We start from the raw sequence: 11,272 nt of genomic DNA, 5'->3' as shown, positions 1-11,272 counted from the left end.
TTACCCGCGCCACGGCCGGTTTTGGGTTGTAAGGAGCGCGTTGGCGTGACGCGCGGAGAAGCATGGAAACAGGGCCCGCTGCTTTGCAGCGGGCCCTGTTTCCGGTTCTCAGAGACACCGGCGGACAATCAGCCCATGGCGGTCAGGCCGCCGTCGGGGTAGAGGATCTGCCCGCTCATGAAATCAGAGGCGGCAGAGGCCAGAAATACGGCGGGTCCGGCGCAGTCTTCCGGTTCGCCGATGCGCTTGAGCGGCATATTGGCCGCCTTGGCTGCCCGCTCCTGCGGGTCGGCGGGAAGGACGCCGACCATCATGGGGGTATAGGTGATCGTGGGGCCGATGGCGTTGACGCAGACCTCGGGCCCAAGCTCCTTGGCCAGCATACGTGTCATCATATCCACCGCGCCCTTGGTGGCACCGTAGCCGGTGTTGCCGCCGCCGCAGGCACGGACGCCCCGGACGGAGGAGAGATTGATGATCTTGCCGCTGCCGTTTTGCTTCATATGAGCGCCGAAATGCTTGCAGGTGAGCATCAAGCTTCGGACATTGACGCTGAACATCTGGTCCCACACGTCCATGGGAAACTCCGTGGCGGGAAATTTCTGATTGAAGCCCTGGGCGTTGACCAGGATATCCACCTCGCCGAATTCAGCCAGGGCGGCGTTCAGCAGGGCGATTACGCTGTCTTCGTCTCCCGCGTCCACGGTGTAGTAGCACACCTGCTTGCCGCTGCTCTCCAAAATCTCCTGCTGGGCGCGTTTCAGACTTTCTTCCCTGCGGCTGGCAATGGCCACGCGGGCTCCATAGACGGCCAGACCCTGGGCAATGGCCTGGCCGATGCCGCCCGCGCCGCCAACCACCACGGCGTTTTTTCCAGTGAGATCAAAAAGATGCTCGGAAATATTCATGATAACTTCCTCCTTTTCGTTATGCCTGTTCCGGCCGGGTCAGAATAACCAGCATCTGGCAGCTGACCGGGCCGTTGTTTTGGATGGCCTTTTGGGTGCCGGGCCCACAGTGGAAGGAGTCTCCGGCGTGCAGGGTGGTGGTGCCGTCGTCGGTCGTCAGATCCATTTCGCCCGCAAGAACATAATAGATGGATTCCAGCGCGTTGGACCCGAAATGGCAGCCGCCGCCGGGCAAAAAATGACTCAGCCCCACGGTGATGCGGCCATCGTTTACATCGCCGGGATTGTGCAGGCGGGTGGGACGCATGTCGTAATGGCCCGGAGCCTCGTAAGCCACGGCTTCCGAACGGCGGGTAACCTTATAACTCATGATAGCTTCCTCCTTTGCGGCTTACAGCAATTCGAACACGGCGGCCGCGCCCATACCGCCGCCGATGCACATGGTGACCAGCGCATAGCGCCCGCCGTTCAGACGCAGGTAGTCCAGCGCTTTGGAAGTGAGAAAGATGCCGGTGGCGCCCATGGGATGACCCAACGCCATGGCACCGCCCCAGGGATTGACTTTTTCCACAGGAAGCGCCAGATCCCGGATACAGGCCAGGGCCTGGGCGGCGAAGGCCTCGTTGAGCTCGATCACATCCAGGTCGTCCATGGTCAGTTCCGCACGCGCCAGGGCTTTGGGCACGGCGTAGATGGGGCCGAGGCCCATATAGCGGGCATCGCAGCCGCCAGTGGCAAAGGAGCGCATCCGGGCCAGGGGCTTGATCCCCAGCGCGGCGGCTTTGTCCTCGCTCATGAGAACGGCGAAAGCCGCGCCGTCGCTGGTCTGGGAAGAGGTGGCGGCGGTGACCGCGCCGTCCTCCCGGAAGCAGGGCTTCAGGGAGGCCAGGCCCTCCAGCGTGGTATTCCGGCGGATCCCCTCGTCCAGAGTGACGGTCTCCGTGCCGCCCTCCGCCCCGGGGACGGTGACAGGGATAATGGAGCGGTTCAATCCGCCGGCGTCCTGCGCGGCGGCTGCTTTCCGGTGACTTTCCAGCGCCAGACGCTCCATTTCGGGGCGGGTGATGCCGTATTTGGCCGCCACGTTTTCCGCGGTGAAGCCCATGCCCATATAGGCCCCCTCGTTGTGTTCCGCCAGCCAGGGATTCCGGTCGGCCGGATCGGCGGTTTTAAAGGTATGGCTCATATCCTCCACGCCGCCGGCGACCATGACCGTCTCCTGCCCGGCGGTAATGGCGTTGGCGCAGGTGGCAATGGACTGGAGCCCGGAGGCGCAGAAGCGGTTGACGGTCTGGCCGCATACGCTGTCCGGCAGACCGGCGCGCTGGGTGATGAGACGGGCCGCGTTGAGGTTGAGCCCCCGTACCGGCATGGCACAGCCCACGATCACGTCGGCGATCTCACCGGGATCCAGCTCCGGGACCCGGTCCAGAACGCCGCAGAGCACCTGAGCCGACCAGTCGATGGGGTGAGAGCGGGCCAGGGCCCCTTTCTTGGCACGGCATACGGCAGAACGGCCGTATGCTACGATCACTGCTTGTTTGGACATAAAATTCCTCCTTAGATTTTGGAAAACAAAGCGTTCGATAAGTCTTCCGAAAGGAACTTATGCAAACGGCGTGCCAAAAAAAAGAGGGCGGGAAGGAGGGAAAACGGGCGAAACGGGGGGCGGTATGTTGCCGATCTGCGACGGGTGATGCTGAAAGTGAACACCCGGAGCGGAAGGACGGAGGGAACCGGAGGGGCGTACCGGGCCGGATGACGGGGAAATCCGGGTAATACACCGGAAAAAAATAAGTTGGCATGAATTTTGCACAAGAAAAAGACAGAACGCAAGCGAAAGGAGAATACCGCATGGCAAAGACCATTATTACCGCCGCCCTCACCGGGGCGGTTACCCCTGCGGGCTACAAAATTCCAGAGACGCCTCAGCAGATCGCCGACGAGGCCTATGACGCCTGGAAGCTGGGGGCCGCCGTGGTGCACCTGCATATGCGCGCCCCCGACGGGTTGGGAGCCATGGATCAGGAGCGCTTCCGGGAGACCATCCGCCGGATCCGTGCCCACGAGGACTGCGACATCATCATCAACTGCACCTCCTCGGGGGCCTCCAAGGCCCACCCTGCCACAGACGAAGAGCGGATGGCGCACCACAGGGAATTGCCCGGGATCGAAATGGGCTCTTACGACGCAGGCACCTTCAACTGGATGCCTGCCGGCGTCTTTTTGAACACGCCGCAGTTTCTGGAGAAGCTGGGCGACCTGTATATGGAGCGGGGCATCAAGCCGGAAATCGAGATCTTTGACACGGGGATGCTGGGCATCACCGAGCACTTTGTGAAAAAGGGCCATCTGCCTACACCCTGCCACTACCAGTTCTGTCTGGGTGTGCCCGGAGGCATGAGCGCCACCGTGGAACATCTTCAATATCTGGTTACCCATATCCCCGCCGGGTCCACCTGGTCGGCATTCGGCGTAGGCAGGGGGCATATGCCCATCCTGTTTGCGGCACTGGCTCTGGGCGGGCACATCCGGGTGGGCATGGAGGACAATGTGGTCTTCGGTGTGGACGAAAGCGGCAAAAAAATTCTGGCCACCAACCACATGCTGGTGGAGCGGGCCGTTGCCGCTGTAAGGGCCTACGGCAACCGGCCTGCGACGCCTGCCGAGGCCCGCGCGATGCTGGGCATTCCCGCCTTTGACGGCCCAGCCGTCCGGGCCGCTCTGGGACTGTAAAAGGGAGTGGACGATATGAACGCGGATTTTCATGGTAAGACCGCAGTGGTGGCAGGAGGCGACCCGGCGGGACAGGCGGTGGCTCTGGCCCTGGCAAGGGAAGGGGCCGACGTGTTCGTCTGCGGCGAGCATCTGGGCGAGCTGGAGACGCTGGCCTGGAAGGAAGCGCTGAGCATCCATACGGAAAAGCTGCCGCTGACGGACGATGACGCGCTTACGGCGTTTGTTGCCGCAGCGGGAGAACGCATGGGGGCCATCCACGTGATGGTATGCAACGGGCGCTCTGCACCAGTGCGCAAGCCGCTCACGGAAGTAACGCCGGAGGAGTGGAGCTGTGCCTTTGCCGAGACCCTGCGGACCGACTGGAAGGCGGTCCTAGCGGCGCTGCCTTACCTGGAGCGCGCACAGGACCCCGCCGTCGTGCTGCTGACCGATTCCGCCCTGCACCGGCCGGGCCCTTTGGAGGGGGTGGCGGCGGTCTGTGCCGCAGGCGTGGAGTCTATGACCAAGACGCTGGCCTCCGAGTTGGCGAGCCGGCGCATCCGGGTCAACGCGGCGGCGCTGGGCGGCGGCGTGTCTGACCTGGCTGGGGCGGTGCTGTTTCTGGCCTCCCAGGCGGCTTCCTATTGTACCGGCACACTGCTGGAGGCCGGGAACACAGACGTACGGGAGGTGGAAGCATGAATACCGGGCTTGCGGGAAAGAGTGTGGTGGTGACCGGAGGGACCTCCGGGATCGGAAAGGCGGCGGCGGAGGCATTCCTGGCCGAGGGCTGCCGGGTCACGGTATGCGACTTCCGACAGGACATGATCGACCAGGTAAACAGCCGGAACGATCCCAATCAGTTCGGCTTTGCGGCCGACGTGACCTGCTCCGAGCAGATGTGCGCGCTGTTGGACCGCGTGCAGGAACGCTTTGGCGGCGTGGATGTGATGGTCAACAACGCCGGTGTGGGCAACCCCTGCGGCTTTACCACTATGCCGGATGAACAGTGGGACAAGGTGGTGAACGTGAATCTGAAGGCGGTCATCTCCTGCTGCAATTTGGCGATCCCCTATCTGACGGGGCGGGGAGGCTGTATCCTGAACACCTCTTCCCTGGGCGGACGCATTACCTCCACCGTGCGCAGTATCTACGGCGTGACCAAAGCGGGCGTGAGCATGTACACCAGACTGCTGGCCCGGGAATTGTCCGGCCGGGGCATCCGGGTCAACGCTGTGGCACCCGGCATGATCCGGACGGACATGGTTACCCAAAACAACCGTCACCTGAAAGATATCAACGTGCTGGGTGGCAGCAGCGTGATGCAGCGTCTGGGCGAGCCAGCCGAGATTGCGGCGGGCATGGTCTTTCTGGCCTCAGACCTGGCCCGGGGCGTGACCGGGCAGGTTCTGGAGATTACCGGCGGAAAATGCATCGTTCAGGATCCGGCCTGGTCCTGGCAGCAGCACCCATGAGGAGGGACCCCATGGCAGAGAAAAAGAGAATTTTGACCATCAACCCCGGCTCCACCTCCACCAAACTGGCCCTTTTTGAGGATGAGACGGAGGTGCTCAAGCAGGAGTTGGTCATCCGGGCGGAGGACATCGCAGACTGTACGCGGATGATCCAGCAGCTGGACATCCGCATGGCCTCCATCCGGGACTTTATCCGGGGGGCGGAACTGGATCTGTCTACCCTGGACCTGATCGTGGCCCGGGGCGGCTCCATCCATGGCGTACACAGCGGAGCCTACGTGATCGACGCCCACGTGGACGCCATGCTGCGCTACCGGCCCCGCTCCCAGCACGTGTCCAGCCTGGCGGCCATCATTGCTTACCAGCTCTCCCGGGAGAGCGGTGTGCCCGCTATTTTCTATGACGCGCCCTCGGCAGACGACGCCGACGAGATCATGCACTACACCGGCCTGCCTGAGTGCCGCCGCTTCGTTACCTCTCACTGCCTCAACTCCACAATGGTGGCCCGCCAAGTGGCCAAAAGCCTGGGAAAGGCCTATGAGGAGTGCAACTTCATCGTGGCCCATCTGGGAGGCGGCATCACCATGGCCTTCCATTCCGGCGGACGGATGGTGGACACCCTGCTGGACGACGCAGGTCCCATGTCCCCCCAGCGAGCGGGACGCATCCCGGTCACCGACGTGATCGAACTATGCTATTCCGGTCAATATACCAAGGCGGAGATGGCCAATAAAATGCGGGGCAGGGGCGGTCTGGTAGCCTGGTTCGGCGTCAACGACGCCCGGGATGTGGAGGCGCTGATCGACGCCGGGGATCAAAAGGCCCGGGACGTGTTCTGGTATATGGCTTACCAGATCGCCAAAGGCATTGGGGAACTTTCAGTGGTGCAGAGCGGCAGGCTGGACCGCATTATCCTCACCGGAGGTCTGGCCTGGTCCAAACGACTTACCAACTGGGTAACGGAGCAGGTGGAGTTTCTGGCGCCGGTAGTGGTCATCCCCGGCGAGCGGGAGATGCTGGCCCTGGCCCAAGGCGGAGCGCGGGTGCTCCGGGGCGAGGAGCGGGCCAACCGCTATACCTGGCTCCCGCCGGGATACGACACTCTGGAGGCATTCCTGGCGGACTGCCGCAAAACAGAGGAGGAGTGAGACTATGAAAACGCAGGAGATCCAGAGGATCGCATGCCTGGGTACCGGGGTCATCGGTGCAAGCTGGTGCACCAATTTCGTCATGAAGGGCTACGAGGCGGTGCTGTACGATATCAGTGACGAACAGCTGGCATCCGGACGTCAAAAGGTGGCCGACAACCTGGCCTTCCTGGTGGAGAAAGCGTGCATGACCCGGGAGGCGGCCGGCCAGGCCTTGGACCGGGTCCGCTGTACTACCTCCATGGAGGAGGCCCTTTGCGGCGTGCAGCTGGTGCAGGAGTCGGTGCCTGAGCGGTACGAGATCAAGCAGGCGGTGCTGGCACAGGTAGACGAATTTGCGGGAGACCGGGTCATTTACGCCAGCAGCACCTCCGGGCTGCTTATCAGCGAGATCGCAAAGCTGTCTCAATACCCCGAACGCTGCATCGGCGCCCATCCCTACAACCCGCCCCATCTGATCCCCCTGGTGGAACTAGTCGGTCCCGCAGGCAGCGAAGCGGCGGTGGAGACCGCGCGGCAGTTTTATACCCTGCTGGGCAAGGAGCCGGTGGTGCTGCATCAGGAGGTGCCCGGCTTCATCGCAAACCGCATCCAGACGGCGGTGGCCCGTGAGATCATCGACCTGGTGGTACGGGGCGTGTGCTCGGTGGAGGACGCGGACAAGGCCCTTACCTTCGGGCCTGGCATCCGCTGGGCCATTATGGGACAGAACCTGCTCTATCAGCTGGGCAATCCCAAGGGCATCAAGGGCCTGTATGCCAACGTGGGCGGGGGCAAGAACAAAAAGTCCTGGCTGGAGGATATGGCCCGCTGGACGACTTACCCCGAGGACTGGCCGGATATGGCCCAGGCCGGGGTGGAGGAGGCCATGGCCAGGCGGCCCGCGCAGCTCGGAAATACCAACGAATCTTTGGCCCGCTACCGGGACGAGATGCTGCTGGAGATCCTGAAGCTTCATCATAAGCTCTGAACGCAGAAACAAACCGGACGGTGTTGCGGAAAGTGAACGCCAGTGATGCCGATCGGCATCACTGGCGGCGGGAAAAGCGCAAGAAGGCCTGAAAAACCGCACCGCTTCCCATAAAAAACTTGGCATAGATCCTGCATTCAAAATAAGACGACGATCCGAACAGGAGGCGGCCCCATGACTTATACGAAATTTTCTCAGCTTACCCAGCGGGCGATGCAGCGCAAGCAGAAGGCCCGCTGCGCAGTGGTCTCGGCAGAGGACGAGTACACGATGGAGGCCGTCCTGCGGGCGGGCCGGGAAGGACTGATCGAACCCATCCTCATCGGGGATGAGGAGATCATCTCCGAACTGCTGGCCGACCACTACTATGATAAGAGCGACGTGACCATCTGCCATGAGCCCAACCATGAGGCTGCGGCCCAGAGGGCGGTGGATCTGGTCAACGCGGGACAGGCGGACTGCATCATGAAAGGACTCATTAAAACAGCCCAGTTCATGCACGCCATCCTGAAGCGGGAAAACCAGCTGCGTACCGGAAACCTGGTGTCCATGCTCTCCATCCGGGAGCTGCCCCACTATCATAAGCTCATTGCCTTCACCGACGCGGGCATCTGTATGCATCCTACCCTGGATGAGAAGCGTCAGATCATCGAGAACGCGGTACAGACCATGACAGCCATGGGCTATGAGAACATCAAGGTGGGCGTACTGGCTTCGGTAGAGGTCGTCAATCCCCGTATGCAGGACAGCGTGGAGGCCGCCGAACTCAAGCGCATGAATCTGGAAGGCCAGATCCCCGGCTGTACGGTGGAAGGTCCCATCTCCTATGATGTGGCGATCAACAAGGAGGCCGCTAAGGTCAAGGGCTTCGGCGGCGATGTGGCCGGGGACGCGGATCTGCTGGTCTTTCCGGAACTCACCTCGGCCAACCTGACCACCAAGGCCATCACCCAGACCTGCCGCATCCCGGTAGGCTCACTCATCTTAGGCACAAAGGTCCCCGTCATTCTCAGTTCCCGTGCATCCTCGGCGGAGACAAAATATATGTGCATCACCCTGGCGGCGGCCGTCAACGCCGGCGCCGAATGACAAAAAGGAGGAACGAAACATGCCCTACGGAAGAATGGCATACGACCGTCTGGCCGGCATCAACTTCGAGCGGATGCGGGAATACCGTCTCCAGCGCACCAAGGAGGCCATGGCCAAGCACGGCATCGACGTGCTCATTACCTGGGATGCCTACAGCATCCGTTACATCACCGGCGGCTACGCCACGGTACCCTGCCGCTTTCCCCAGGCCCAGATGGTGGTCCTGCCCATCAACGGCGATCCTCACTGTTTTTTGACCACCAGCTTTTCCTGCTATGAGCTGCGCAAAGAGATGCCATGGCTCAAAGACAAGATCTGGGCGCCCCCCGGAGGACTGAAGTGGGCCCGCAACGTGGACGAGCTGGAGACTCACATGTCCAAGATCGTCCCCGTCATCGAGGAGCACGGCCAGAAGAACGGCGTCATCGGCTTTGACGGCTGCTGCTCTGAGCTGATGATGACCGAGGCCCTCAAGCGCAAGGGCATCACTCGCTTCAAGCATGCCGAGGAGGCCATGTTTGATGCCCGCGTCATCAAGAACGAGGACGAGATCGCCTGCATGCGCATGGCCTGTAACTCCGCTACCGCCGCGTTCTACGAGATCAAAAAGGCCCTGGTTCCCGGCGTGCGGGAGTGCGATCTGGTGGGCGTTGGCATGAAAAAGCTCTACGAGCTGGGCGCCGACGAAGTGCAGGAGTTTGTCTGCTCCTCCGGTCCCCGCACTAATCCTCTGCACATCGACTACACCGACCGGTCCATCAACCCCGGCGACGTGGTGTGCATTGATATCAACGGCAATTCGTATATGGGCTATAAGTCCTGCTATTACCGCACGTTTGTCTGCGGCGAGGCAACCGCGCTCCAAAAGCAGGTGTACGAGGACTGCCGCAAGATGATGTACGACGGCATGGAGGGGATCAAGGCGGGCAACTCCACCGCCGATATCGTCAAGGGCTGGCCGCAGTCCCCCAAGTACTGGGGATATGAGAACTGGCTGGATGTGGCGGGCTATGCCCTGGGCCACGGCCTGGGCCTGTCCCTCCACGAGGCACCCCAGTTCTTCCGCCCTTACACCCCAAAGGCCGCGCATACGGTGCTGGAGGAGGGCATGGTCATGGCCGTGGAGACCTGGACCGGCGGCGTAGACCCCAAGTACGGCCCCTTCGGCGTTCGTCTGGAGGAGGACATCGTAGTCACCAAGGACGGCTACGAGCTACTCACCAAATTCCCGGTCGAAACCATCACCGAATGCCTCTTCTGATCCACTGTCGGACCCCGCGGAAATACCCTGCCCCGCGAAAACAGATAAGAGAGCTTAAGGAGGAAACAGTATGAACAACACGACAACCGCAAAACATGCCCCCTGGTGGGCCCCGATGATCGTTCCCATCGTGGTCATCATCGTCATTTCCGTCTGCTATCAGGCCATGGCCAACTACCTGTCCGTCTATGTTCTGCAGTATCTGAAGGGCAGTGCTACCGCCTATGGTCTGGTAGGCACCGGCTGGACCATCATCGCCATGATCCTGCGTCCCTCCACCGGCCCCCTGAGCCAGAAGTTCGGTTCCAAGACTATGCTTATCATCGGCCTTGCCATCTTTGCCGCCATGATCGCCTGCTGCGGCATCTTCCTGACCTTTACCGGCTTCGTGTTCTTCCGCCTGATCCAGTGCGTGGGCCATGCCTGGTCCTACACCTCCTCCAACTCCCTGGCCGCTGAAGCGGTGCCCCAGAGCCGTATGGGCACGGCCTCCAGCCTGTTCATCGGTATCCCCCAGGCGGCCGCCATCGTGGCCGGTCCCTGGGTGGCTGAGGCCCTGATCGGCGACGACCAGAATTGGTTCCGGTTCTTCGTGGGCATCGCCGCCATCATGGTGGCGGGTCTGGTTCTGGCCCTCATCTTTGTTCCCGGCCGGAAGAAGCACGCCTCGGACCCCGGGGCGGCCGCCAAGGCCGCCGCTGCCGCGGAAGCCGCCCGCTATGACGCCGACGGTAAGCCCTACACTGGGATTTGGAAGTTTTTGGAGAAGACCTCGATCCCTGCCTGCATCACCATGATCGTGGCCTCCATGGCCCACTGCACCATGTTCTTCCTGACCGCCTATGTAGCCGCCACCTATGAGGGGGTCTCCGCCGCCGTATTCTTTACCGCGCAGGCCGTGACTGAGTTTCTGTGCCGGTTCTGGATGGGAGCCGTGCAGGACAGAAAAGGCCTGAAGGTACTGCTGGTACCCTGCTGCATCATCTGCGCCGTCGTCTATGTCTGCATTGCCCAGGGCGTTACCGCATGGGTGGTTCTGGGGCTCGTCTATGGCGTGGGCCAGGCCGGCATCAAGGCCCCGCTGAACGCGTCCCTGATGAAGGCTTGCCCGGCCAACCGCATCCCCGTAGCCAACGGCACCTTCCAGATGTCCAACGCCGTGGGACTGGGCCTGGCGACGTTGGTGGCTGGCGTGGTAATCGACGCCGCGGGCTTCACCGGCATGTGGTACTACTGTGTGGCGCTGTTCATCCTTACCGCCGTGCTGGGCGTGGTGCTGATCCGCGAGAAGAACGTCAAATAAAAAAGAAAAAGAGACATTTTACGCGAATTATACTATAATCAATCTTAAAAAACGAAATTCACCAAGGAGTGATCCCATGGCATTGACAGCACGGGCCCAGAAGCTGCGTGACCGGATGGTCACCACCCCGGCGATCTGCGTGGAACGGCTGCGCTATATGACGGAGTCCTACCGGCAGACGGAGGGCGAGACCGACCGGATGCGGCGGGCCAAGGCCCTGGCCTACATCCTGGAGCATATGACCGTCCGCATCGACGAAGACGAGCTTTTTGTGGGAAACTTTACCAGTAAGATCCGGGGCGGCGCCATTGCGCCGGAGCTGAAGGGCCAGTGGCTGCTGGATGAGCTGGACACCCTGTCCACCCGTCCCTTCGACCGCTACGAGCCTCTGAGCCGGGAG

General features: G+C 61.8%; 12 protein-coding genes. 9 read left to right on the top strand and 3 right to left on the bottom strand.

The features are described 5' to 3' along the window. Positions 1-128 precede the first annotated feature (128 nt). The 3 genes from MR825_RS04575 to MR825_RS04565 are packed head-to-tail and all read right to left on the bottom strand — an operon-like array spanning position 129 to position 2,457. The gene (locus MR825_RS04575; RefSeq protein WP_186906276.1) at positions 129-908 is read right to left on the bottom strand and encodes an SDR family NAD(P)-dependent oxidoreductase; all 780 of its coding nucleotides are present in this window, start codon (positions 906-908) and stop codon (positions 129-131) included. Between the two features lie 19 nt (positions 909-927). Further along, positions 928-1,278, bottom strand: coding sequence for a cupin domain-containing protein (locus MR825_RS04570; protein WP_186906275.1), 351 nt, complete (start codon positions 1,276-1,278; stop codon positions 928-930). A gap of 21 nt (positions 1,279-1,299) precedes the next feature. Next, the gene (locus MR825_RS04565) at positions 1,300-2,457 is read right to left on the bottom strand and encodes a thiolase family protein (protein ID WP_256175532.1); all 1,158 of its coding nucleotides are present in this window, start codon (positions 2,455-2,457) and stop codon (positions 1,300-1,302) included. A 305-nt stretch (positions 2,458-2,762) separates the two neighbouring features. Between MR825_RS04565 and MR825_RS04560 the strand changes: the two genes are divergently transcribed. The 9 genes from MR825_RS04560 to MR825_RS04520 form a co-directional block, all read left to right on the top strand. Beyond that, entirely contained in the window at positions 2,763-3,644 is an 882-nt protein-coding gene (locus MR825_RS04560; protein WP_186906273.1) for a 3-keto-5-aminohexanoate cleavage protein, read from the top strand. Between the two features lie 15 nt (positions 3,645-3,659). Then, entirely contained in the window at positions 3,660-4,328 is a 669-nt protein-coding gene (locus MR825_RS04555; protein ID WP_287879149.1) for an SDR family NAD(P)-dependent oxidoreductase, read from the top strand. Beyond that, the gene (locus MR825_RS04550) at positions 4,325-5,101 is read left to right on the top strand and encodes an SDR family NAD(P)-dependent oxidoreductase (protein WP_287879146.1); all 777 of its coding nucleotides are present in this window, start codon (positions 4,325-4,327) and stop codon (positions 5,099-5,101) included. Before MR825_RS04555 ends, MR825_RS04550 begins: the two co-directional genes overlap by 4 nt. A gap of 11 nt (positions 5,102-5,112) precedes the next feature. After that, the gene (gene buk / locus MR825_RS04545; RefSeq protein WP_287879143.1) at positions 5,113-6,249 is read left to right on the top strand and encodes a butyrate kinase; all 1,137 of its coding nucleotides are present in this window, start codon (positions 5,113-5,115) and stop codon (positions 6,247-6,249) included. 4 nt (positions 6,250-6,253) lie between these two features. Further along, positions 6,254-7,219, top strand: coding sequence for a 3-hydroxyacyl-CoA dehydrogenase family protein (locus tag MR825_RS04540; protein WP_186906269.1), 966 nt, complete (start codon positions 6,254-6,256; stop codon positions 7,217-7,219). 174 nt (positions 7,220-7,393) lie between these two features. Continuing rightward, the gene (locus tag MR825_RS04535; protein WP_186906268.1) at positions 7,394-8,308 is read left to right on the top strand and encodes a phosphate acyltransferase; all 915 of its coding nucleotides are present in this window, start codon (positions 7,394-7,396) and stop codon (positions 8,306-8,308) included. A 19-nt stretch (positions 8,309-8,327) separates the two neighbouring features. Then, positions 8,328-9,569 (top strand): M24 family metallopeptidase, encoded by a 1,242-nt coding sequence (locus MR825_RS04530; protein ID WP_186906267.1) that lies wholly within the window; start codon positions 8,328-8,330, stop codon positions 9,567-9,569. 70 nt (positions 9,570-9,639) lie between these two features. Beyond that, positions 9,640-10,872, top strand: a complete 1,233-nt coding sequence (locus MR825_RS04525; protein WP_287879140.1) for an MFS transporter — start codon at positions 9,640-9,642, stop codon at positions 10,870-10,872. Between the two features lie 76 nt (positions 10,873-10,948). After that, the coding region (locus tag MR825_RS04520; RefSeq protein ID WP_287879137.1) for a pyruvate formate lyase family protein at positions 10,949-11,272 on the top strand (324 nt) is incomplete at its 3' end.

This window comes from Lawsonibacter sp., from assembly GCF_022777125.1.
Classification (GTDB): domain Bacteria; phylum Bacillota; class Clostridia; order Oscillospirales; family Oscillospiraceae; genus Lawsonibacter_A; species Lawsonibacter_A hominis.
Note: the sequence above shows the minus strand (reverse complement) of the source record. Positions and strands in the feature narration are given on the sequence as shown.